This window comes from Jiella mangrovi (genome assembly GCF_017815135.1).
GTDB classification, from domain to species: domain Bacteria; phylum Pseudomonadota; class Alphaproteobacteria; order Rhizobiales; family Rhizobiaceae; genus Jiella; species Jiella mangrovi.
Genome location: NZ_JAGJCF010000006.1, coordinates 200,523 through 224,317, shown reverse-complemented (window position 1 = coordinate 224,317; position 23,795 = coordinate 200,523). Strand labels below are relative to the sequence as shown.

Annotated in this window: 17 protein-coding genes and 2 tRNA genes; 6 read left to right on the top strand and 13 right to left on the bottom strand. The window is 64.4% G+C overall.

Features of this window, described 5'->3' with window-relative positions; all coding sequences use genetic code 11:
- Nucleotide 1: 1 nt before the first annotated feature.
- The 5 genes from J6595_RS11575 to J6595_RS11555 all read right to left on the bottom strand — a co-directional run bounded on the left by J6595_RS11575 (nucleotide 2) and on the right by J6595_RS11555 (nucleotide 4,853).
- Complete coding sequence (locus tag J6595_RS11575; protein ID WP_209594703.1) at nucleotides 2–1,669, bottom strand: AMP-binding protein; 1,668 nt, start codon at nucleotides 1,667–1,669, stop codon at nucleotides 2–4.
- Between the two features lie 160 nt (nucleotides 1,670–1,829).
- Nucleotides 1,830–2,519 (bottom strand): DUF1007 family protein, encoded by a 690-nt coding sequence (locus tag J6595_RS11570; protein ID WP_209594702.1) that lies wholly within the window; start codon nucleotides 2,517–2,519, stop codon nucleotides 1,830–1,832.
- 18 nt (nucleotides 2,520–2,537) lie between these two features.
- The gene (locus J6595_RS11565) at nucleotides 2,538–3,290 is read right to left on the bottom strand and encodes a hypothetical protein (protein WP_209594701.1); all 753 of its coding nucleotides are present in this window, start codon (nucleotides 3,288–3,290) and stop codon (nucleotides 2,538–2,540) included.
- 28 nt (nucleotides 3,291–3,318) lie between these two features.
- Nucleotides 3,319–3,945 carry a HupE/UreJ family protein gene (locus J6595_RS11560; protein WP_342453169.1) on the bottom strand — a complete coding sequence of 209 codons (627 nt, stop codon included), beginning with the start codon at nucleotides 3,943–3,945 and terminating at the stop codon, nucleotides 3,319–3,321.
- Nucleotides 3,946–4,142: 197 nt separating this feature from the next.
- On the bottom strand, nucleotides 4,143–4,853 hold the full coding sequence (locus J6595_RS11555) for a P-loop NTPase family protein (RefSeq protein ID WP_209594700.1): 711 nt from the start codon (nucleotides 4,851–4,853) through the stop codon (nucleotides 4,143–4,145).
- A gap of 303 nt (nucleotides 4,854–5,156) precedes the next feature.
- On the opposite strand from J6595_RS11555, the gene J6595_RS11550 reads away from it, so the two are divergent.
- Nucleotides 5,157–7,070, top strand: coding sequence for an ABC-F family ATP-binding cassette domain-containing protein (locus J6595_RS11550; protein ID WP_209594699.1), 1,914 nt, complete (start codon nucleotides 5,157–5,159; stop codon nucleotides 7,068–7,070).
- Between the two features lie 219 nt (nucleotides 7,071–7,289).
- The gene (locus tag J6595_RS11545; RefSeq protein WP_209594698.1) at nucleotides 7,290–8,486 is read left to right on the top strand and encodes a GGDEF domain-containing protein; all 1,197 of its coding nucleotides are present in this window, start codon (nucleotides 7,290–7,292) and stop codon (nucleotides 8,484–8,486) included.
- 61 nt (nucleotides 8,487–8,547) lie between these two features.
- On the opposite strand, the gene J6595_RS11540 is transcribed toward J6595_RS11545, so the two are convergent.
- The 4 genes from J6595_RS11540 to J6595_RS11525 all read right to left on the bottom strand — a co-directional run bounded on the left by J6595_RS11540 (nucleotide 8,548) and on the right by J6595_RS11525 (nucleotide 11,237).
- Complete coding sequence (locus J6595_RS11540) at nucleotides 8,548–8,739, bottom strand: Trm112 family protein (RefSeq protein WP_209594697.1); 192 nt, start codon at nucleotides 8,737–8,739, stop codon at nucleotides 8,548–8,550.
- 82 nt (nucleotides 8,740–8,821) lie between these two features.
- Nucleotides 8,822–9,499, bottom strand: a complete 678-nt coding sequence (locus tag J6595_RS11535; RefSeq protein ID WP_209594696.1) for an LON peptidase substrate-binding domain-containing protein — start codon at nucleotides 9,497–9,499, stop codon at nucleotides 8,822–8,824.
- 185 nt (nucleotides 9,500–9,684) lie between these two features.
- Nucleotides 9,685–10,713 carry a thioredoxin gene (gene trxA / locus J6595_RS11530; protein ID WP_209594695.1) on the bottom strand — a complete coding sequence of 343 codons (1,029 nt, stop codon included), beginning with the start codon at nucleotides 10,711–10,713 and terminating at the stop codon, nucleotides 9,685–9,687.
- Complete coding sequence (locus J6595_RS11525) at nucleotides 10,710–11,237, bottom strand: prolyl-tRNA synthetase associated domain-containing protein (RefSeq protein WP_245198182.1); 528 nt, start codon at nucleotides 11,235–11,237, stop codon at nucleotides 10,710–10,712. The genes trxA and J6595_RS11525 overlap by 4 nt, the downstream gene beginning before the upstream one ends.
- A 202-nt stretch (nucleotides 11,238–11,439) precedes the next feature.
- On the opposite strand from J6595_RS11525, the gene J6595_RS11520 reads away from it, so the two are divergent.
- Nucleotides 11,440–11,514, top strand: a tRNA-Gly gene (locus J6595_RS11520).
- 470 nt (nucleotides 11,515–11,984) lie between these two features.
- Here the strand turns inward: J6595_RS11520 and J6595_RS11515 are convergent.
- The gene (locus J6595_RS11515) at nucleotides 11,985–17,918 is read right to left on the bottom strand and encodes a hypothetical protein (protein ID WP_209594694.1); all 5,934 of its coding nucleotides are present in this window, start codon (nucleotides 17,916–17,918) and stop codon (nucleotides 11,985–11,987) included.
- Between the two features lie 580 nt (nucleotides 17,919–18,498).
- Nucleotides 18,499–18,583: transfer RNA gene (locus J6595_RS11510), tRNA-Leu, on the bottom strand.
- Between the two features lie 378 nt (nucleotides 18,584–18,961).
- Between J6595_RS11510 and J6595_RS11505 the strand changes: the two genes are divergently transcribed.
- Complete coding sequence (locus J6595_RS11505; RefSeq protein WP_209594693.1) at nucleotides 18,962–19,969, top strand: complex I NDUFA9 subunit family protein; 1,008 nt, start codon at nucleotides 18,962–18,964, stop codon at nucleotides 19,967–19,969.
- 18 nt (nucleotides 19,970–19,987) lie between these two features.
- Nucleotides 19,988–20,746, top strand: coding sequence for a TSUP family transporter (locus J6595_RS11500; protein ID WP_209594692.1), 759 nt, complete (start codon nucleotides 19,988–19,990; stop codon nucleotides 20,744–20,746).
- Here the strand turns inward: J6595_RS11500 and J6595_RS11495 are convergent.
- Nucleotides 20,730–21,674 (bottom strand): undecaprenyl-diphosphate phosphatase, encoded by a 945-nt coding sequence (locus J6595_RS11495; RefSeq protein WP_209594691.1) that lies wholly within the window; start codon nucleotides 21,672–21,674, stop codon nucleotides 20,730–20,732. The two genes, J6595_RS11500 and J6595_RS11495, sit on opposite strands and share 17 nt — an antisense overlap.
- A gap of 415 nt (nucleotides 21,675–22,089) precedes the next feature.
- On the opposite strand from J6595_RS11495, the gene J6595_RS11490 reads away from it, so the two are divergent.
- A complete protein-coding gene (locus tag J6595_RS11490) occupies nucleotides 22,090–22,782 on the top strand; it encodes a glutathione S-transferase family protein (protein ID WP_209594690.1) in 693 nt (230 codons plus the stop codon).
- 30 nt (nucleotides 22,783–22,812) lie between these two features.
- Here J6595_RS11490 and J6595_RS11485 read toward each other — a convergent pair whose 3' ends face one another.
- Nucleotides 22,813–23,697 carry a LysR family transcriptional regulator gene (locus tag J6595_RS11485; protein WP_209594689.1) on the bottom strand — a complete coding sequence of 295 codons (885 nt, stop codon included), beginning with the start codon at nucleotides 23,695–23,697 and terminating at the stop codon, nucleotides 22,813–22,815.
- Between the last annotated feature and the right edge of the window lie 98 nt (nucleotides 23,698–23,795).

The window sequence follows — 23,795 nt, the reverse complement described above, 5'->3', positions numbered from 1 at the left end:
CTCAGCTCCGCAGCTCCCGCCGCAACACCTTGCCGACGGCCGACTTCGGCAACTCGTCGCGAAACTCGATGACGCGCGGGCGCTTGTAGCCGGTGAGATTGGCCTTGCAGTAGGCCTTGATCTCGTCTTCGCCGATCGCCGCGTCCGAGCGGACGACGAACAGCTTGACCGCCTCGCCGGATGCCTCGTCGGACATCGCGATCGCCGCGGCTTCCGTAATGCCGGGCATGCGCGTCACCACGTCCTCGACCTCGTTGGGATAGACGTTGAATCCCGAGACATTGATCATGTCCTTCTTGCGATCGACGATCTTGAAGGTGCCGTCCTCGCTCATGACGCCGATATCGCCCGAGCGGAAGAAACCGTCGGCGGTCATCACCGCCGCCGTCTCCGCCGGCCGGTTCCAGTAACCGGCCATCACCTGCGGCCCGCGAATTGCGACCTCGCCGACGCTGCCGGGCGGCAGATGGTTGCCGTCCTCGTCGAGAATGGCAAGCTCCGTAGATGGCAGCGGAAGACCGATCGTGCCGGTGTATTCGGAACGGTCGGTCGGGTTGCAGCAGGCCGATGGCGAGGTTTCCGACAGGCCATAGCCCTCGCAGATCGAGACGCCCGTGACCTTTTTCCAGCGCTCGGCGGTCGCCGCCTGAACGGCCATGCCGCCGCCCACGCACAGCTTCAGGGCCGACCAGTCGACGGACTTGGCGTCCGGGTGCAGGGCAATGGCGTTGTAAAGCGTGTTGACGGCCGGGAAGGAGTGGAAGCGGAACGCCTTGATCGCCTTCAGTGTCGCCGGGATGTCGCGCGGATTGGGGATGAGGATCGCCGCGCCACCGTTGCGCACCGACAGCATCAGGTTCACGGTGAAACCGAAGATATGGTAGATCGGCAGCGCGCAGACGACGATCGACTGTTCGCCCGGCGCGAGCTGATTGAGGGCCGGCGCGTTCCAGTGTGCGGACTGGATGACGTTGGCGACGATGTTTCTCTGGGTCAGCATCGCGCCCTTGGCAACGCCGGTGGTGCCGCCGGTATATTGCAGGACGGCAATGTCCTCCGGAGCCACCGCGACCTTGCTGAGCTTCGCCTTGGCCCCCGCCGAAAGGGCCGCCTTGAACCGCACAGCGCCCGGCAGATCATAGGCCGGGACCATCTTCTTCACCCGTCGCAGGACGAAATTGACGATCGCGCCCTTGATCATGGGAAGAAGGTCGCCGAGCCCCGTCACGATCACATGCTCGACGTCGGTCTGCCCGCGGCAGGCCTCGAGCGTCGCCGCCATGTTCTCCAGAACAACGATGGCCTTCGCGCCGGAATCCTTCAGCTGATGGGCAAGCTCGCCGGGCGTATAGAGCGGATTGACGTTGACGATGGTCAGCCCGGCCATGGCCGCCCCGGCGATCGCCACCGGATATTGCGGCACGTTTGGCATCATCAGCGCGATCCGGTCGCCCTTTTTCAGGCCGAGCGTCTGGCAATAGGCGGCGAAATCGCGCGAAAGCTCGCCGAAACGGCCATAGGTGAAAGCCGCCCCCATGAAATGCAGGGCATCGCGATCGGAATAGGTCTGAAAGGCATGTTCCAAAAGCTCCGCGAGCGAGCGATACCCGATCTCGTCGAGTTCCGACGGCACCCCTTGCGGATAGTGCGCGAGCCAAGGCTTGTCCATTTTTGTTCCTCCCGATTTTGACGTTACCGTAAAGGTCATTTCGCGCCAAGTCGGGATATGGTGCGACGAAAGGCGAAGTCGCAAGTCCCCGCCGCAAGGTGGGACGAGCCTTCGCCGTTCACCGGGTCAATGGTTCTTCCGGGCAAAGGCCGGACGCGATCTATCCGCACACCAGCGTCGCCGCCGACGGGATGATCGCCCCGCCGAAATAGGCCCCGGCCGGATCGTCGACGAGCTTCGGCATGCAGGCGTCGGCGGCAGCCCCCTCGCCGCGCATCAGGACCGGCCGGTCGGTGGCGAAGGTGGCGAAGACGAAGAACTCCTCGTCCTTGATCTCGACGCTCAGCTTGTGGATGCGCGGATCCACTGGCGTCTTCAACGGGACGCCGAAGGCGATCGAAACGATGCCGTTCTCGGCCCTTGCCCGGAAGCCCTCGGTCTTGATCGCGCCGAGGTCGTGCCCATCGACAAAAACATAGGTGAAGTCGCGCGAATCCCCGAGATTCTTCATCACGTCCTTTCCCATCGCCGCAGCTTCGGCATCGGACAGGAGGCCGTCCTTGTTTGCGTCGAAGTCCTTCAGCAATTCGGCGCTGAATCCCGCATCGAAGGTCCAGACCTCACCGATGCCATCGACGGAATTGCCCGCAAAATTGAACAGGACGCGGCAGGTCATGGTGATGTTGGGATGGGCACTGGCCGGTCCGCCGAGAGCGGCGAGGATCAGACAGGTGAAAGCGGCGAAGAGCCGGGACAGGCTTCGCCGACTGGCTCTGCCGACGAGGCGGAGGCGGCGCCGCAGAGCCTGTGGATTCTGTCGGCGGGCTTGCTGCCGAACCATCTTGTCCATCCCGCTTTCCTGTTGGTGTCAGAACGGTTTCGCACCGTCGCCGCCGAACGGATCCGATCGGCCGGGCTTCCGGTCCAACCTACCGTTCTCCTCCGGGAACAGACCATCAAGCATGGAGGAATCGCGGGCCGGGGCGGGCGGCGGAAGATTGAGGCTCGGCGGCTTCGTCGCCAGATAGCTGCCGCCGTAAAGCAGACCGATCGCCAGGAGCCAGCTGCCGCAGATCGGAGCGGCGACGAACATCCAGTTGCCGCGAAAGGCCGCCACCGTCGAAGCGATCGCGACGATGAGAGCGACTGCCACCAGGACGCCGGCGACGCTGATCTTCAGATCGTGCAATGTCGGGTCGAGAAGCCTGATCCACAGGGCCCACAGCGTGCCGATGACGAGGCTGGCGAGCGGCGTCGCCACGGGCCGCAGCCGGCGCCCGGAAATCAGCGCGGCACCGGCCGCGATGCAAGAGCCCGGCCCGGCGTAAAAATCGTGGCCGGCGGCCGCCGGCAGATGGCCAAGAAGGGCAAGCCATGTGATCTCGCCGTAAAATCCGCCGGCGATACCCAATCCGAATGCCGCCAACGCCGCGACTCGGGCCCGCCAGCCGATCAGACCGAAGGCCGCCCCGAGGGCGGCGAGCGGCATGGCGCGTTCAGGCGCAAGCGGCCCGTAGGCGATCCACCAGAACAGCGTGTCGAGAGACGCTGCCGGAGGCAGCCGAAGCCCGATCGCCGTGGCCACCGCGACGGCAAGGAACGCCGGACCGGAAAATCGCAAGATCCGTCTGCCCGGCCGCGCGACAGCTTCAGCCGACAAGATAGTAGACGCCCCCAAGCGCTATCGCGGCGCCGCAGATCCGGGAGATGCGCCCGTCCCAGAGCCTGCCGATGACCAGGCCGAAGCCGATGCCGAGAATGTGGATCAGTCCCGTCGCAAGCACGAAGCCGATGGCATAATCCGCCGGGTCTGTCGCAAGCGGCAGTTCCGCGCCGTGGGCGTAGCCGTGACAGATGGCGAAGAAGGCGATCAGACAGAGCGCCACCCATTCGGCCGGCCGCCAGGCAAAGGCGATGGCGAGGCCGAGCACCAGGATCGACAGGGCGATGCCGGTCTCGATCCCCGGCAGGTGAACGCCGGAAATGCCGATGATGCCGCCCACCACCATGATCAGCGGAAAGGTCACCGGAAGGGTCCAGACCGACCGGCCGCCCATCTGGGCGCCCCACAGACCGACGGCGAACATGGCGAGGAAATGGTCGAGCCCGGTCAGCGGATGCTCGAAACCGCTCCCGAAGCCGCCCTGCGCCCCGCGGATGATGTGGGCGCCGGCGACTTGCGGCAGGATGACCATCGCTGCGGCGACGATCAGGGGAAGGCGCCAGGGGTTGGGCGAGGCGGGCATTGCCGCCGAGGTCTGACGTTCGAAGAGCAAGGGAATGTCTCCAGCCGATCTCAAGTGGACCGGCCAAACCCATAGCCGCAATCGTAATGGAGCAGCATTAATTCTTGGTCACGATGCCCCTCGGCCTGTTCCGTCGAGGCCGAGAGGCGGTGACAGGGAGCCCCCGGCAGCGGCGGGAGGCAAAGAGCGCTGCGTCGCATCGTCGCCAGCGCCCAGGCTGGAACGGATCAGGCCGCCTCGCGGATCGCCGCGCGCTGCCCGGGAGCCGGGCGGGCCTCGTTGGCTTTCTGACCGAGGATGCCGATCTCGTAGGCAAGGCTCGCGGCCTCCGCGCGGGCGCGGTCGAGGCCGGGCGCGACGTCTTCCTCCATCGTGAAGATCGTTCCGCCGAAGAGGAACGGCGCCTCGTAGGCGGCGCGCTGCACGAGGCCGATCGGCAGACGCGCGGTGGCGCTTTCCTCGACGATGGCTTCGACGCTGCGCGCGATGCGACTCGGAATGGTGGCGACGGCACTGGCGACGAAACACCAGTCCCGCAGGCGCCGGCCGCGGCCGATGTCTTCGGCGAGCAGGCGATCGGTCTCGATGGCATAGAGCGCCGAGACGGGCGAGAAGCGCACCGGGATCAGCGCCCGGTCGGCGAGCTTGGCGCTGGCGCGGATCGTCTCGGCCTCGTCGCCGGCGTCGATGATCACCAGATCGCCGCGCTTGCGCGCCGCCCTGACCAGCTTTTCGATCGCTGTTTCGTCACGGATACGCTCGACGCTGATCTTTGCGGGCCGGCCGGCCTGCGACGCCCAGGCGGCGATGTCGCCGTCGCGGGCCGCATCGATCAGGAGAACGGGGATATCGGCGGCAGCGGCGACGCTGGCGAGAGTGAGCGCGACGGTCGAAGAGCCGGATGTCTTGAGCGAACCGACGGAGATGACGGAGATCATGGCTTACCTTTGGCGTTCCCGCTGGCAACGCTGATCGTGTTTTCGACGGCCGCGACCCCGCGGGCGGGGCGGCGATGGGCCACAGACCATTCACGCGCGTCGTCGGTTTCAAAACCGACCTTCGGGCAGGGCGAATGATCTGGCTGGTGAATTAAGGCCGGTAAGCTTGGGCGAAGCTTATCGGGGGCAAAGCGCCTCCCGCCAGGCCGGCGTCCCGGCGCTCTCGCTCGGCGCGCCAGCCAAAGCGCCATCTGGGCCGCCTTTCCCCTTTCGCCGCGCTGCAGCACGTGGCAAAAGGCGCTCATGCTTCAGATTACCGACCTTACCGCGCGCGTTGCCGGGCGCCTGCTGATCGATCATGCGAGCCTGACCCTCCCCACCGGGACGAAGGCCGGCCTCGTCGGGCGCAATGGCGCCGGCAAGTCGACGCTGTTCCGCGTCATCACCGGCGATCTCGCGCCGGAGACGGGATCCGTCTCGTTTCCCAAGAACACCCGGCTCGGCCAAGTCGCGCAGGAGGCTCCGGGCACCGAAGATTCGCTGCTCGATATCGTTCTTGCGGCCGATACCGAACGCGTCGCCCTGCTTGCCGAGGCCGAGACGGCCACTGATCCGACGCGGATTGCCGACATCCATGTCCGGCTTGCAGACATCGAGGCCCATTCGGCCGAAGCCAGGGCCTCATCGATCCTGTCGGGCCTCGGCTTCGACATGGCGGCGCAGGCACGGCCCGCCTCGTCGTTTTCCGGCGGCTGGCGCATGCGCGTCGCGCTCGCGGCCGTCCTGTTCTCGCGGCCGGACCTTCTGCTCCTCGACGAGCCGACCAACTATCTCGATCTCGAAGGCACTTTGTGGCTGGAGAACTTCGTCCAGCGCTATCCCTACACCGTCCTCGTGATCAGCCATGATCGCGACGTTCTGAACAATGCCGTTTCGTCGATCGTCCATCTCGACCAGCAGAAGCTCAACTTCTATCGCGGCGACTACGATCAGTTCGCCCGGCAGCGGGCCGAGAAGCTGGAGCTTCTGCAAAAGTCGATCGCCAAGCAGGAAGCCGCGCGCAAGCACATGGAGTCCTTCGTCGAGCGCTTCCGCGCCAAGGCGTCGAAGGCCCGGCAGGCGCAGTCGCGCCTGAAGGCACTGGAAAAGATGGGCCCGCTCCAGTCGATCGTCGAGGAACACGTCACCCCCTTCGTCTTTCCGGCGCCCGAAAAGCAGGCCGCCTCGCCGATCATCCGCATGGAGAATGTCGCGGTCGGCTATCAGCCGGGCCGGCCGATCCTGAAGGGCCTCAACCTTCGGATCGACACCGAGGACCGGATCGCCCTTCTCGGTCAGAACGGCAACGGCAAGTCCACCTTCGCCAAGCTCCTCGCCGAACGCCTTCAGGCAGAGGCGGGTGAGGTGACGCGGGCACCGGGGCTCAAGATCGCGTTCTTCGCGCAGCATCAGATCGACGATCTGCGGCCCGCCGAAAGCGCCGTCCAGCACGTGCGACGGATGATGCCCGACGCAGCCGAGGCCAAGGTGCGCGCGAAAGTCGCACAGATGGGACTGCCGACGGTGAAGATGGACACCGCCGCCGAGAAACTCTCCGGCGGCGAGAAGGCGCGCCTTCTGATGGGCCTTGCCACCCTCGACGCACCAAACCTCCTGATCCTCGACGAGCCGACCAACCATCTGGACATCGAAGCGCGCGAAAGCCTCGTTTTCGCGCTCAACGACTATCCCGGTGCGGTCATCCTGATCAGCCACGACCGCCATATGGTCGAGGCGACGATGGACCGGCTGTGGATCGTCGGCGACGGGACGGTTTCGCGCTATGACGGCGACCTCGAAGACTACAAGAAGCTGATCCTGTCGGGCGCGAGAACGGGCGGCGGGGCGGCTGGCGGCGCCGGCAGCGAACCGGTCGAGGCCGAGCCGCAGCCCCAGCTGTCCAAAGTCGATCAGCGCCGGCAGGCCGCCGAACGGCGCGAAGCGCTGAAACCTTTGAAGAAGAAGATCAGCCAGCTCGAGATCCAGATATCCCGGCTGCAGAAGACGATCGCCGACTATGACGAGAAGCTCGCGGACCCCTCGCTCTACACCAAGGAGCCGGCGAAGGCGGCGGCACTGAACAAGCAGCGCACCGATGCTGCCAGGACGCTGTCGTCCTGCGAGGAGGACTGGCTGGCGCTCACCGAGGAGCACGACGCCGCGATGGCAGCGGAATAAGGCTGCGGCAGCTTTGCAGCCCGTCGAGCCTCCTGCACTGAAAGAATGTTTTCAAGAATTCTTTAGCCAGGCGATGCTAGGATCTTCTTCATCGAGGAAGTTCTAGCCGTGATAAATCAAGCTTACATATCATCTTCGAGAAGCATCCACGATCCAACACTTGCCTGGATCGCGGAGCCGGGCGTTTGCATTCCGCAAACTCTGGCGTCGGCGGGCATCATGCCGACGAACGAAGCTGGCAGCGCAGATATCGTCTTCGCTCCAGCAGCCGTGCCGGCACGAGGGCAGATAACGCGGCTACGAGGCCAACTTGCCCCGCAAACGCAGCTCGTCGCGGTGATCGAAGGCGCCGACGACCTTTCGCCAAGCGCGATCGAGTGCCTGTTCGGCGAGGGGATCGACGATCTGATCGATCCGGCCGATGCCGCCGCGGTTCTGCTGTGCATCGCCAGAGCAAAGGCCACCTTCCGCCGCCGGCAAGCCCTTCACGGCGAGATCGAGATGCTTGAGCGCGTGCGCACGACATTGCTGGCGGCGATGAACAACCTGCCGTCTCCGATCTTCTTCAAGGATGCCGACGGGCTCTACCGTGCGTTCAACACCGCGTTCCAGACATTTTACGGCAAGAGCCGCGAGGACATTCTGGGCGCCAGTGCGTTCGAGCTGACCGCCTTCTCCACCGCTTCGACCTTCATCGCGGCCGACCGCCGGTTGATCACCGATGGCGGCGTTCAGATCTACGAGACGGACGTCGCGGATGCCAACGGCGCGGAGCGGCACGTCGCCTTCTACAAGTCGCTTGTCCTGCGCGACGACGGCTCCGTCGAGGGAATTGCCGGCGCCATGATCGACATCACCGAGCGCAACGAGATGGAGGCGCAGCTTCGCGAGGCGGCGAACCGTGATTTCCTGACCGGGCTCTACAATCGCCGGTATTTCATGACGCATGCGGAGACGATCATGCGTCGGAACCAGGCGAACGGCCGGCCGAGCTACATCGCGATCGCCGACATCGACCATTTCAAAGGCATCAACGATCGCTACGGCCATCCTTGCGGCGACGCGGTGCTGCGGCATGTCGCCGATATTCTTCGCGCAACCCTCGGCGAGGCGCATCTCGTCGCCAGAGCCGGCGGCGAGGAATTCTTCATCATGCTCAACTGCTCGTCGTTCCGTGAAGCCAGCCGCCTAGTGCAAAGGCTGCGGGACGCGATCGCGAAGCACCCCTACGACTGGGAGGATGAGCGGCTATGGGTTACCGCGAGCTTCGGCTTGACGGATATTCGCAGCGAAGAGCGATCGCTCTCGCCGCCCCTCGCCCGCGCGGACGAAGCGCTCTACGACGCGAAAAATCACGGTCGCAACCAGGTTCAGACGATGGAGACGCAGTTCGTTTCGGACAGCGGCGGCATTTGAGCCAAACCCGATGCGCCGTCGGTGTCACAGCCCGGCGAGCGACCTTGTGAACCCGAACGGGTCATTCGATTTCGCGCGCCTCTGAAGGCAGCATGATCGGAATGCCTTCGCGGATCGGAAAGGCGAGCTTGGCGACCTTCGAGATCAGCTCGTTGTTTTCGCGGTCGTAGATCAGCTGCGACTTGGTCAGGGGACAGACGAGAAGCTCCAGGAGCTTGGGGTCTGGCTGGCCGTCCCGGTTGCGTTCGCTCATGAGCCGTTCGTTTGCTTTGCCGTTATATGGTTTGATGGCGTCCGGTCGAGAGATAGCACGCGGCCAAGCCTCTAGCGACAGGTCATTGCAGGGTGGTCGAGCCGTCTTCGCCGCCATCGCGGGCAAGCGCGATCTCGGTGATGGCGATCAGCGTCTCGGCCCGAGCCTTGAGGTCGCTCGCTTCGAGCAGCGCCTGCTTCTCGGCGGCCCCGTAGGGCGACATCATCGAAAGAGCGTTCACCAGCGTCTCGTTCGAGGCTCGGGCGATCGAATCCCAGTCGGCTTCCATCTGGTTGGCTTCGAAGAAGCGCCTGAAGGCCCGCAAGAGTCCCTCGCGATCGACCTCGTCTTCGCCGAGCGCGGAATCGAGGTCAGCGACGAAGGCGGCGATCCGGCAAACCCGATAGGGCGTGCGCAGGCTCAGTTCCTCGACGGCGCGAAACCGCGCGATTCCCTGCAGGCTGATGATATAGCGGCCGTCGCCCGATTCGGCATAGGACGCGATCCTGCCCATGCAGCCGACCTCGCAGAGCTTCGGCTCGTTGTCCTTCCTTTTCGCACCATCAAGGCTCGGCTGGATCATGCCGATGATGCGCGACCCCGCCAGCGCCTCGTCGATCATCTGGATGTAGCGCGGCTCGAAGATGTTGAGCGGCAGCTGACCACCCGGAAGAAGCAGCGCTCCCGTCAGGGGAAACACCGGCACCGTAGCCGGGAGGTCGGATTCGTCCGCATAAGTGTAGTTGCCCGCTTGTACCAAAGAGTGCCTCCGTCGACCTCCTCGGCATTTGGGCCGGCGTCCGGCGATCTCAAGCCCCGGGCCTCATCACGCCTGCCGGAGCTTCGGCCAGCCTCTTCAATTCAGGGCGAGCCGAAGGAAGAACCGGTCCCGGGGCGCGGCGGCAAGCCAGGACGGAGCGTTTGCCGCGCCGGGCGCCCTCCCCCCTATGAAAACAGCAGCGAGGAAAGCCGGCGCCGGGCGTCCTTTGTCGCCGGATCGGTCGGCCCCCAAGCCGCGAAGAGTTCGAGCAGCTTCTGCCGCGCGGCATCCTCGCCGAAACTGCGATCACGCTTGATGATCTCGAGGAGGTGGCCCGCCGACGTCTGGCGGTCGCCCTTCGCATTGGCGATGAGGGCGAGATCGAAGCGCGCCTGATGGTCGTCGGCATTGCTTTCAAGGCGCGCCTGCAGCTGATCGGGATCGCCGAGCTGGGCGATCTCCTCACTCAGCTTCACCTTGGCGCGGACAGCCGCCACGGCCGGGTCGTCGGCCTTGTCGGCCGGAAGCGCATCGATCAGCGCCTTCGCCCGCTCGGTGTCGCCGGACTTCAGATAGCATTCGGCAAGGCCGCCCGTCGCACCGGCATGGCCGGGCTCGTGCTGCAGGATCGCGCCAAAGAGCTGCGCGGCGCTGCCCGCATCGCCGCTCGCAAGCAGCGTATTGGCCTCTTCCAGAGCCTCGGCGATCGGATCGCCGCCCGGCTGGCCCGAAGTGAGCCGCGCGATGAAGGCCTTGATCTCGCTTTCCGGCAGCGCGCCCATGAAACCGTCGACCGGCTGGCCGTTCGCGAAGGCGAAGACGGCCGGAATCGACTGCACGCCGAGCTGGCCGGCGATCGAGGGATGCTGGTCGATGTTCATCTTGACCAGCTTGACCTTGCCGCCAGCCTCCCGCACCGCCTTTTCGAGGATCGGCGTCAGCTGCTTGCAGGGGCCGCACCAGGGCGCCCAGAAGTCGACGATGACCGGCTGGCGACGCGACTCCTGAATGACGTCCGCGGTAAACTGCGCCGTCGTCGTCTCCTTAATGACGTCCGCCGCCGGTGCCGCGCTCTCGGCGCCGAAACCCGTCAGCCCGGCTGCCGGAGCTGCGGCCGGCTGCGACGGCTGGGCGGATCGCCCCTCGGCCGGCCCAGGGCTGACAGTCTGCTGGCCGAAGCCGCCATAGGGATTTCCGTATGGGTTGTCGCTCATCCGCCCTGCCCCTCGCCCTCAATCGTTTCACTGTCCAGCCGGGCGACGAAAGCCTCGTGCCCGGTCGATCGGAAGAATGTCATCAATCCGTCGGTGGCGATCGTGGTGGTCGCAGTGTTCGTCAACGGATGGCAATTCACCATATCGTACGCGAGCAAACCTTCATCAAGCACCACCGTCACCTTGCCGTCGCGATCGTTGAGAACGCCGAAAGCCGTGACCGAACCGGGCGTCACGCCGAGCATTTCCATCATCGCCTCGGCGCTGGCAAAGGACAGCCGCCCCTTCGCACCGATCGTGTGGTGCAGCGACTTCAGATCGACGGCCCGGCTCTCCTCGGCAACGACGAGAAAGTGACGGCCCTTCTTGTCCTTCAGGAACAGGTTCTTGGTGTGGCCGCCCCGGATCTCCCCACGCAGCTCCTGCGATTCGCCCACGGTGAAGAGCGGCGGATGCTCGATCGTCGACGTCTCGATGCCGAGCGTGGCGAGATATGTCATCAGTTCGTCACGCGTCGCCGCCAAGTCTCGTCTCCGTCGCTATCGCCCAGAAATCAACGCCTCGTGCCATAGCCGATCGGACCTCCTCGTTGAAGGGCCGGGCGCCGCGCGGAGGGCTGAACCGCGGGTTTTTCCAAAGAGCGAAATTTGCCTGTTGCATTGTCCAGGGCTTTCCGCCATATAGCGCCCGTCCACGGCACCGGAAACGGAGCGCCGCGGGGAGCGGGCGGGTGTAGCTCAGGGGTAGAGCACAACCTTGCCAAGGTTGGGGTCGAGGGTTCGAATCCCTTCGCCCGCTCCAAATTTTCGCATGTCCAGCCCTGAGACATGGGTGACAGAACGTTCCTAAGACATGGGTGACAATTTCGTGCCGAACGGATTGTCGATTGTTTGCAAGGTTCTCTGTTCCAGGTCGATATATCCTAGATCGTGGCTCATCAAGCTGACGATCCAAAGTGGACCACAGTCTCTTCGAACGGCGCGCATCGAGTGCCTGACACTCTGAGATTAGGCGCCCACTTTTATCGCGCTCGTCATGCTCGGGCCCCGTCCCGAGCATCCGGTGCGCCGATCAAGCTTCTGTTGCATTGCAATTTTCTGGACACTCGGGGCTACAGCGTCGAACCGAGCGCCGTCTCGATCAAGTCGTGGCCGTGCTTGAGCATCCTGTCTCGCACAGCGACGACGATCAGGAGTCGCATAGCGCCGTGCGTCCATTCGGACGCACAGCGCTATAAGGCCAGCCCGACGCCTGAAGTCTGATCCCCAGGCTTACAGAACGAAGTCGTCCTGGGTCAGATTGTGCGTGCCCTCGAGCAGGATCGAGAAGTCGCCGTAGCCGTCGGCATCGACGTCGCCATAGACGATCGTATCGCCGCCGATGTGGATGTAGCGCAGGGTCGCGCCCGCCCCGGTATGCTGGGCCATGCCGATGAAGTTGAAGGCGTCGTCGCCTTCGGTGGTCGACAGGGCGTCGATCCCCGAAAGATCGATCAGGTCCACGCCCTGTTCGAAGTCCGTGATCGTGTCGCGGGTTTCCGCCGGCCGGCCGCTGTCAGCGATCGTGTCGAAGCGGAAGATGTCGTCGCCGGCACCGCCCGTCAGCATGTCCGCCCCGGTAAGGCCGGCGAGGATGTCGTTGCCGCCACCGCCATTCAGAACGTTCGAGCCCGATGTGCCGGTGATGGTGTTGTCGCCGGCGTTGCCCGTGCCGTCGAGGTCGCCCATGCCGGTCAGGGTCAGAGCCTCGATGTTCTCACCAAGCTCGAAGCTGATCGAGCTGAAGACCCGGTCGAGATCGCCTTCGCCATTCAGCTCGAAGACCTGGTCCCCGGCATTGTCGACATAGTAGGTGTCGTTGCCGATACCGCCATACATCGCGTCGGCGCCGGACATATCCTGGAAGGTATCGTCACCGGCATCGCCCAACAGCGTGTCGTTGCCGGTGCCGCCGTCCAGCACGTTGTTACCGGCGTTGCCGGAGATCGTGTTGTCGCGGGCGTTGCCCATGCCGTCGAGATCGGCCGTCCCGGTCAGCGTCAGGTTCTCGATCTGCTGGCCCAGCTGCCAGAGCTTGATGCTGACCGAGCTGAACACCTGATCCTGATCGCCTTCGCCGTTCCGCTCGACGACCCGATCGCCGGCATTGTCGACATAATAGGTGTCGTTGCCGGCGCCGCCGACCATGCGATCCGCGCCGCCACCGCCATCGAGGACGTTGGCGCCGGAATTGCCGGTGAGGACGTTGCTGCGGCCATTGCCCGTCCCGTCGAGGTCGGCCGTGCCGGTCAGCGTCAGATCCTCGAGATATTCGCTGTTCTGGCCGAGATCGAAGCTGACCGAGCTGAACACCTGATCCCGAAGACCTTCATATTGATATTCGAAGATCTGATCTCCGGCATCGTCGACATAGTAGATATCGTTGCCGACGCCGCCATACATCCGGTCGGCCCCGGATGAATCCTGGAACGTGTCGTCGCCATCGTTGCCGATGAGGACGTCGTCGCCGTTGCCGCCGTCGAGGACGTTGTCGCCGGCATTGCCGATGATCCTGTTGTCGCGCGCGTTTCCTGTCGCCGCAAGATCGGAGGTGCCGGTCAGCGTGACATTCTCGACCTGCTGACTGTACTCCCACAGCTTGAGGCTGATCGAGCTGAACACCTGGTCCTGATCACCTTCGCCGTCCAGCTCGGTGATGGTATCGCCGGCATCGTCGACATAATAGGTGTCGTTGCCGGCACCGCCGGACATTTGATCGGCGCCTGCGCGGCCGTTGAGGACATTGGCACCGGAATTGCCGACGAGGACGTTGTTGGCCGCGTTGCCCGTCCCGTTGAGATTGGCCGTGCCGGTCAGGGTGAGCTTCTCCAGATATTCGCTATGCTGGCTCAGGTCGAAGTCGATCGAGCTGTAGACCTGATCCATCATGCCCTGATCGCTCAGCTCGGTGATGGTATCGGTGGCACTGTCCACATAATAGGTGTCGCTGCCGCGGCCACCCCGCATGACGTCGGCGCCCGCGCCGCCGTCCAGCGTGTCGTCGCCATCGCCGCCGTTGAGGGTGTCGATGCCGGCTCCGCCATAAAGCTGGTCATCGCCGTCACCGCCGTTCAGCGTGTCGTTGCCGACATCGCCGTAGAGGGTGTCGTCCTGCGAGCCCGTGGTGATCGTGTTGCCATCCGAGGACGCGAAGACAGTCGCGCCGCGCAGGAATGCGATCTCGTCCGCCGGATCCCAGTCGCCAAGTTCGTCCGCCAGATCGAGCGTCCCGGCACCCGAGATCCGAAGCGAGACCGGCATGCTCGCGGCGACGAAATCGTCGTATTGCACGATCAGGTCGAAGGATTCGAACTGCTCGGCCGTCGCCGTGATGGTCGAACCGGTGGTCTCGAGAATCTCCACGCTGTTCAGCGTCGCCAGCCCGGTGATATCCTCGGCGTCGATGCCGAGGGACAAGACGTCGCGGCCGATGCCGCCGTCGACCGTACTGGTCAGCGGGTTACCGTCGCCCTGAAGGACGATGAAGTCGTCGCCGTCACCGCCATTCAGGATGTCGTTGCCGACGCCGCCATAAAGCCTGTCGTCGCCCTCGCCGCCGTTGAGCGTGTCGTCGCCGTCACCGCCGACAAGCGTGTCGTTCATCACCCCGGTGGTGATCGTGTTGCCGCCCGAGGATGCATAGACCGTCGCGCCGCGCACACCCTCCAGCTCGTCCGTCAGATCGATGGTGCCGGCATCCGACAGCCCCAGAGAGACGCTTGCCGTCTCATCCCCGTTACCGTCCACGATCCGATCGAAGGACTTCAGTTGGTCGATCGTGCCGGTGACGATGGAACCGTTGGTTTCCAGGATCTCCAGGCCGCTCATCTCAGAGAGCCCGCTCAGGTCCACATTGCCCCCCGAAGCGCGGAGCGTGTCGGTTCCGGTGCCGCCGGCAATGGATCCCGTCAGCGCATCCGAAGACGCGTTGATCATGACGGTATCGTTGCCGGAGCTGCCATCGATGGCGACGACCCCGGTCTCATCCTCGAGCCTGTCGTCGCCCTCGCCGCCGTTCAGCACGTCGGTGCCCAAGCCGCCTGTCAGCGTGTCGTTGCCTTTGCCGCCGTTCAGCGTGTCGTCGCCGTCGCCGCCGACGATCGTGTCGTCCTTGACGCCCGTGGTGATCGTGTTGCCGGCCGAGGACGCATAGACCGTCGCGGCCCGCATTTCCTCCAACTCGTCCGTCAGATCGACGCTTCCGGCGCCCGCCAGACGAAGAGAGACGCTCTCCTCTTCCGCGTCGCTGTCCTCGCGAACGATCCGATCGAAGGATTCCAGTTGCGCGGCCGTCGCCGTGACAGTCTGGCCGTCCGTTGCCAGGACCTCCACGCTGTTCAGCGTTTGGAGGCCGCTCAAATCGGACCCGCCACCGTAAAGAACGTCACGCCCTCCGCCGCCGACGATCGAGCCCGTCACCTGTTCCGAGGAAGCCGTGAGCGCGATGATATCGTCGCCATCCCCGGCGTCGATGTTCACGAGCCCAGAGACGTCGGAGATGACGTCGTCGCCGTCGCCGGCATTCAGCGTGTCTTCACCTACGCCGCCATTCAGCTCGTCGTCCTTGTCACCGGTCGTGATCACGTTGCCGGCCGCAGAGGCATAGACTATGGCGGCTCGGAAGCCTTCCAGCGCATCCGTCAGATCGACCGTCCCGGCGTCCGAAATGGTAACTTCGACGCTGGAGCCCACACCGTAGTAGTCGGACGAGGCGAGCCGGGTCAGGTCGTTCAGCTGTTCGGCGCTGGCAGTGACGGCGTAACCGTTCGTCGCGAAGACTTCGATGCCGCTCAGCGTCTCGAGCCCCGACAGGTCCATCGCGACAGAGGCATTCCACTGGAGAACGTCGCGCCCTTCGCCGCCCGCGATCGAGCCCGTCAGCGAACCCTCGGAAGCAAGGATCCTGATGGTGTCGTTGCCGGTACCGGCGTCGATGGCAACGGTGCCAAGGTAGTCTTCGATCGTGTCGTTGCCGGCACCGCCATTCAGCGTGTCGTCGCCGGCGCCACCGGAAAGAAAGTCGATCTGCGATCCCGTGGTGATCGTATTGCCGTCATCGGAAGCATAGATGTTGACACCGCGGAGGTCCTCGAGCTCGTCCGACAGGTCCACGGTGCCGGTCCCCGCCAGGCGAAGCGAGACCGTGTAAGACGAACCGTAGTCGTAGTAAGCGATCCGATCGAAGGATTCGAACTGCTCGGCGGTGGCCGAGATGGTGTAACCGCCCGTCGCCAGGTTCTCGACGCCGCTCAGTTCGGTGAGATCCACCAAGCTGCCGTCGACATAAAGAGTATCAACCCCTTCGCCACCGACGATCGAGCCTGTCAGCGCGGCCGAACCATAGATATCGATGATATCGTTACCCTCGCCGGCATCGATGGCCACGGTTCCGGCATTGTCGTAGATTCGATCGTTTCCGGCACCGCCATTGAGCGTGTCGTTGCCGTCATTGCCGTAAAGGTAGTCGCTGCCGTCGCCGGCATTCAGCGTGTCGTCACCTGCGCCACCATAGAGATAGTCGTACTGCGCTCCCGTGGTGATCGTGTTGCCCAGCGAGGATGCATAGACGTAGGCACCGCGCAGGCCCTCCAACTCATCCACCAGATCGATAGTGCCGGCATTCGCCAGACGAAGAGAGACCATGTCGGTCTCCGCGTGATAGTCGAACTGAACGATCCGGTCGAACGACTCCAGCTGCTCCACCGTCGCCTCGATGGTCGTGCCGCCGGTGGCGAGAACCTCGACCCCACTGAGCGTCGTCAGCTGGCTCAGGCTGCTTTCGGTGTTCAGAACGTCACGGCCGGCGCCGCCGACGATCGAGCCGTAAAGCCGACCGTAACCGTCGATGAGGATGAAATCTTCGCCGTCGCCGCCATCGATGTCGACGGTGCCGGCATTGTCGATAATCACATCCCGTCCGGCTCCGCCCCTGAGGATGTCGCTACCGGTGCCGCCTTCGATCCAGTCGTAGCCGTCGCCGCCCTCGATCGTGTCGTTGCCGCCGCCGCCGATCAACGTGTCGTTGCCCGCGAGGCCCTGCAGCACGTTTGCCGCATCGTTGCCGATGATCGTGTTATCGAGTTCGTTGCCCGTGCCGTCGATGGAACTCGTGCCGGTCAGCGTCAGATTCTCGACATTGGCGAAGTCGGAAAGGGACGCCGTCGCGGCGGTCTGGACCGTATCGTTGCCTTCGCCTGCGTTTTCGGTGATCGTGTCGCCGGCATCGTCGATCACATAGGTGTCGTCGCCCAGGCCGCCGCTCATGGTGTCGGCGCCGGTGCCACCGTCGAGCGTGTCGTCGCCCTCCGCACCGTAAAGCGTGTCGTCCTTCGATCCCGTGATGATCGTGTTGCCGTCTGCGGAGGCATAGACTGTTGCTGCGCGCAAGTCTTCCAACTCGTCCGACAGATCGAGCGTCCCTTCACCCACCAGCTGAAGAGAGACGTCAGACGTTGCATCGGTAACATCGTCCCAAACGATGTAATCGAAGGACTCAAATTGCTCGGCGGTCGCCGTAACGGTATACCCGCGTGTCGACAGGGTCTCGAGGCTCAGGGTCGTCAGACCGGCCAGGTTGAGATCGCCGTCGGCGTACAGATTGTCATATCCCTCACCGCCTTCGATCGAACCCGTCACCGAGCCCGAGTTGAGAAGAAGGATGTCGTCGTCGCCATCGCCGCCATCGATGGCCACGACGCCGACGCGGTCGCTGATCTCATCGTCTCCGGCGCCGCCATTTAGCGTGTCGTTGCCGGCGCCGCCGTCAAGGGTGTCGTTCCCATCGCCGCCGTTCAGCGTGTCGTCGCCATCGCCGCCGCTCAGGAAGTCGTTCCCACCGCCGCCGTTCAACGTGTCGTTGCCGCCGGCGCCGCCCAGCGCGTCGTCGCCTTCGCCGCCGTTCAGCGTGTCGTCCCCAGCGCCGCCGTTCAGCGTGTCGTCCATCGAGCCGGTCGTGATCGTGTTGCCGGCCGAGGAAGCGGTGACTGCGGCCGCTCGCATACCTTCGAGCGCCGCCTCGAGATCCAGCTCTCCGCCGTCCGTGAGCTCGAGACTGACCGAATCGGACAGGCTCCCGGCCTCGTCCACCGTCACGATCCGGTCGTAGCCCTGCAGTTCGCTAACGGTTCCGGAGTACGTGTTGCCGTTGGTCTCGAGCGTTCCCGCCATGTCGTCCCCCTGCCGCGCCAGGCTCAATCCCGGCTGACGTGCATTTTGTTGAATTCATCGATTTTTGCCCTAACGCGTGAAACTTGCGCAGGACATCCCGTTCCGGCAACCTCACCCGTATAAGTTAAAAATTGATTTTTATGACTTACGGTCATCCGGCAAATCAAAACGCGCCCCGAAGCAATGATCCCGACAGATCTGGCGGGCCGCAAGGCTTTCCCCTAGGGATCGATCCCAAGGTAAATATTTGGATAGCGGAAACACATGGCAGGTCGCGGCGCTCTACAGCAGCGGCCCAAAATCGGAATCGATTTTGGGAAAGCATGATGCGGTGATTCGAAAGGTTGGAGCGTCCATTCGGGCGCACGGCGTTCTGGCTGTGGAGAGGGACAACCGACTGGCCGCTTCTTGGTATCGAAAACGACGGGGAAGGTTGCTTCCACGCCGATACCAACGAAAACATCAACGACCGGATTGAATACCAACAGGCCACCCCGGACGTGACCAGATCACGAATTCAGGTTTTCCGGGGTGTTTTTGGCTGTCGTCGTGAGCGGTCATGACCGCATCAGACCGGAAATGGTGCCCAGGAAAGGACTCGAACCTTCACGCCTCGCGGCACACGGACCTGAACCGTGCGCGTCTACCAATTCCGCCACCTGGGCTCGGCGGGGACCATTAGAAGCTGCTCCCCTGCCTGTCAACGCGGATTTTCGATAAGCAGGGATGATGTCGCCCGCCAAGCCGGGCGGGGCGGCATTCTTCGGGGCAAAGCCTGCCGGAATTCCTCGGCGCCGTCCCATGGCGGAGCGCGCCGCAGCGCGGCCTTGCCGGCGCCGCGACCACGATGATCCCGGCGCTGCCGTCTGCGAATGGCTTGCCGGGCGATGCAAGGCGAGGAATTGCCGCCTTCACCTTGCGATGCGAACAGGTTATGAGCCCTTTTGAATGACGGCCAGCCGGCAGTATAGACCGGACCTCGACGCGGGGTCCCGGTTCCGCCGGGACGACGGGCCAGCCGCAGCAGTGAAGGAGCGGATGCGATGACGATCGGTTTGAACAAGACGGTTGTTCTGTTCGGCGGATCCGGTTTTCTCGGGCGCTATGTGGCGCGGGCGCTTGCCCGGCGCGGCCACCGCATCCGGGTCGCCTGCCGCCGTCCCGACCTTGCCTATCACCTGCAGATCGCGGGCAATATGGGGCAGATCCAGCCAATCCAGGCGAATCTGCGCTATCGCTGGTCGATCGACCGGGCGGTCGAGGACGCCGATCACGTGGTCAATCTCGTCGGCATTCTCGCCGAAAGCGGCCGCCAGAGCTTCGACGCCGTCCAGCATTTCGGCGCCAAGGCCGTTGCCGAGGCCGCCCGCGGCGTCGGTGCGGGCCTCACCCAGATGTCGGCGATCGGCGCTGATCCGCATTCCGAATCGGCCTATGGGCGCACCAAGGCGGCCGGTGAAGCGGCGGTTCTCGACACGATTCCCGACGCGACGATCCTTCGTCCCTCCATCGTCTTCGGTGCCGAGGACCAGTTCTTCAACCGATTCGCCGAAATGTCGCGCTTTTCGCCGGTGCTCCCGCTGATCGGCGGCGGCAAGACCCGCTACCAGCCGGTCTTCGTCGGCGACGTCGCCGAGGCAGTGGCGGGCGCCGTCGAGGGTAAGGTGCCGGGCGGCCGGATCTACGAACTGGGCGGCCCCGAAGTCCTGACCTTCCGGCAAATGATGGAGGAGATGCTGCGGGTCGTCGATCACAAGCGCGGTTTCGTGTCGATCCCCTTCGGCGCCGCCTCGACCATGGCGCGGGCCATGCGCTTCCTGCCGGGCGCTCCCCTCACGGAGGATCAGGTGGCGCTGTTGAAGGTCGACAACGTCGTGTCCGACGAGGCCAAGGCCGAGGGTCGCACGCTCGAGGCCTTCGACCGGATGCCCCGCTCGCTCGACGCGATCCTGCCGACCTATCTCATCCGCTTCCGCCCCCAGGGTCAGTTCACGAGACCGCAGACCCATGCGGGCGGCCTCGATGCCGAGAATCAGGACGGCGTGGTCTGAGCGACGGGCTTCCTGCCCGTGCTCTCATCTCTCCTGCCAGCAGATCTCTCTTTAGCCGACGCCCTTCTTCTCGTCCTCGTCAGTGGCTTCACATCCGCGCTGACGGCGGCCTTCGCGCTCGGCGGCGGCATTACGCTGCTCGCGGTGATGAGCCTCTTCCTCCCCGTGCCGGTGCTCGTTCCCGTGCATGGCATCGTTCAGCTCGCCTCCAATGCCGGCCGTGTGCTGGTTCAGCGTCGCGCCGTCGCCTGGCGCGTGATCCCGGCGTTCCTTCTGGGCGCGGTGGTCGGGGCGGCGCTGGGCGCGAATTTCGTCGTTGCCCTGCCCGAGGCTTTCCTCGACATCGCCCTCGGCGGCTTCATCCTCGTCGTCACCTTCGCCAGGCTGCCGAAATTTGCGGCGATCGGCCCGCTCGGCCTTGCCGCCGCGGGCGGCGTGACGACGCTTCTGTCGATGTTCTTCGGCGCGACCGGGCCTTTGAACGTCGCCCTGTTCTCCAAGGTCTTCGACGATCGCCAGACCCTCGTCGCCACCCTTGCCGCGATGACCGGCACCCAGCATGCGCTGAAGGCCTTCGCCTTCTTCGCCCTCGGTGTGGCGCTGGGAGATTACGGCGTCCTGATGCTCTTGATGATCGCGTCCGGCTTCGTCGGAACGATCGCCGGCACGCATCTGCTCAAGCGGGTGAACGAGGCGCTGTTCCGGGTCGTTCTGAAGGTGATCCTGGCGGTTCTCGCCTTCGATCTCCTTCGCCGGGGGCTCATGGCTCTGCTTTGACGCGGGCGCTCTTGCCGGCGGCGAGGTGATCGGCCGGCTCTCCATCCTTCTGCCCGTCGATGATGTCGTCGACGCTCAGCGTGCCGACCGTCTGGGCCGGAGCGCTCGCCGGCGCGCTGGCAGGCGCCAGCGTGAAGATCAGGACCATGCCGAGCGTGCCGACGACGATCCGCCACCACGCGAAGGGCGCAAAGCCGTGGCGCGACACGAAGTCGAGAAGGGTGCGCACGACGAACAGGGCCGAGACGAAGGCGAGGACGAAGCCGACGGCAATCAGACCGACATCGTCGAGAGACAGGGCGTCGCGGTTCTTGAACACGTCATAGGCGACGGCGCCCACCATCGTCGGCATCGCCAGAAAGAAGGAGAATTCGGCCGCCGAGCGCTTGTCCGTCCCCATCAGGAGCGAGCCGGCGATGGTCGCGCCCGAGCGTGAGGTTCCCGGCACCATGGCGAGGCACTGGAAGGCGCCGATCGCCAAACACAGCCACAGCGGATAGTCCATCACGTCGTCGTAGCGAACCCTGCGCGGCATCTTGTCGATGAGAAGAAGCAGGATGCCACCGACGACGAGCGCAATGCAGATCACGATCGGCGTTTCGAACAGGACACGCTTGATGAAGTCGTGGGCGATGACGCCGACGACGGCGGCCGGCAGGAAGGCGACGAGAATGCCGATGACGAAGTGGCGGCTCTGCGCGCTGCTCGGCAAGGTGATGAAGAGCTGCCAGAGCCGGGCGAAGTAAACGAGCAGGATCGCGAGAATCGCCCCGAGCTGAATGACGATCTCGAAGGTGTGAGCCGTCGAGTGGAAGCCGAGCAGTTCGCCGAGAAGGAGAATGTGCCCGGTGGATGAAACGGGGATGAACTCGGTCAGGCCCTCGACGATCCCCAGGACCGCCGCATCGATATATGATCCAAAATCCAATGTTGGTCTCCTCGCGCCATTCGCCGGAGGGTTTCGGGGTTGCCGGGCGCGACTCGGTTCTAGTCGTGACCAATTCTCGACGCCACGTCTTCGTCCGAAATACGGCCCGTTGCGCAAGAAACGCCCGCATGACATGTCGCGCTCTTTCGCGCCGCATGCTGATGCGAGGCTGACCGGCGCTTGCCTGCTTTTGGAACCGGACCTTTCCTTGACGCATTCGCATGCCAGATGACCGAGCGCATGAACGACACACAACCAGGGTAAGAAACTCTTCTTTTTCCAATCTGTTGATAATTTTGTGTGACGTTCGTCGAAATGCTTCTTCTCCTCGCCGGACGGGCAGCAGCGGGAGCACGCGAAACCACTTCTTGCGCAGCCCCCTGCCGTCGCCGGCAACCACTCGACTCCAGGCGAAATGTTGAAACTGCACCACCACCCGATGTCCGCCGCCTCCCGCTTCGTTCGGTTGGTCCTTGCAGAATATGGCGAGCGCTGCGAACTGGTGGAGGAGCGGCCGTGGGAGCGACGCCGCGACTTCCTGCTTCTCAATCCGGCGGCAAGCCTGCCGGTGCTCATCGAGGACAACGGCCCTCCCATCATCGGCGGCATCGTCGTCGGCGAATATCTCGACGAGACCCGCGGCGCCTTTCAGCGCGACAAGCGGCTGATGTCGGAAAAGCCGCTGGAGCGCGCGGAAGCCCGGCGGCTGACCGAGTGGTTCCTGCGCAAGATGGAGAGCGAGGTCACCCGCTATCTGATCCGTGAACGGGTGTTCAAGCTGGAGATGCGCCCCGAGGATGGCGGCGGCGCGCCGGACGCATCGGCGATCCGCGCCGCAAGGGCCAATCTCAAGCATCATCTTCGCTATCTCGGATGGCTGGTGGAAGAACGGGACTGGCTGGCCGGCACGCGGATGTCCTATGCCGACATCGCCGCGGCGGGTGCGCTCTCGACACTCGACTATATCGGCGAAGTGCCCTGGGAGTCCGAACCCCAGGCGAAGGAATGGTACATGCGGATGAAATCCCGCCCCTCCTTCCGCATACTGCTTACCGAGCGTCTGCGCGGCCTGCCGCCCTCGCTGAACTACAGCGAGCTCGACTTTTAAGGCGCTGGACCGGCTGGCTCCCGCCTGACGTCACAGGCGAAAATGATCGATGAAGGCCCTGAGCGCCGGCCGCATCTGGCGGCGCGAAGGAAAGTAGATGCCGAAACCCTCAAATTCCGGCGAACAGTCTTCGAGGAGCCGCACCAGCGAGCCGTCCTCGATCAGCGATGCGACCTGCGGCAGCATCGCCATCGTGATGCCGAGCCCCGCGAGCGCGGCGGCAACGCCGGCCTGAGTGTCGTTGACGACGATGGCCGGCTTCGGCAGCGCCACCACGGGCTGGCCGTCCACTTCGAATTCCCACCGATAGATCGGGCCGGTGTCGAACCGTCGCACGATCCCGTCATGGGCGGTCAGGTCGCCAGGCGAAACCGGCTTGCCGTGAGCGGCGAGATAGGCCGGGCTTGCCACGACCGCGAGCGAGAGCGGCGGACTGGCCGGAACCCGGATCATGTCCTGCTCGATCGATTCGCGCAGTCTGATCCCGGCGTCGAAACCCTTCGATGCGACGTCTGCAAGCCCGTCATCGAGGGTGAGATCGAGCGTGATATGCGCATGGGCGGCCCGGAACCCGGCCAGTCTCGGCAGAACGACGATTTCGTAGGCCGAGCGCGAGAGGTTGACATTGAGGCTTCCCGCCGGCTCGCCGACGAGGGCACCGGCGGCGAGAACCGCCTCGGAAATCTCCGACAGCGCCGGGCCCACCCTTTCCAGCAGTGCCGCGCCATCGGCCGTCGGCGAGACCGATCGCGTGGTCCTGTGCAGCAAACGAACCCCGAGAGTGCCTTCGAGGGATGCCACGGCATGGCTGACGGCCGAGGGCGAGAGACCGGTTTCCCGGCCCGCCGCGCGGAAGGAGCGCAATCGCGCAACGGTGACGAACAAGGCGAGCGGGGAGAGAAGTGAGCGTTCCATTGCTGAATCATATCGAACAGCCCGTGAAAGCGCGACGGGCTTACGTCGGCGCGTTTTGCGGCGCATCTTCGCTCCCATCACATCATCGACGAAGGACA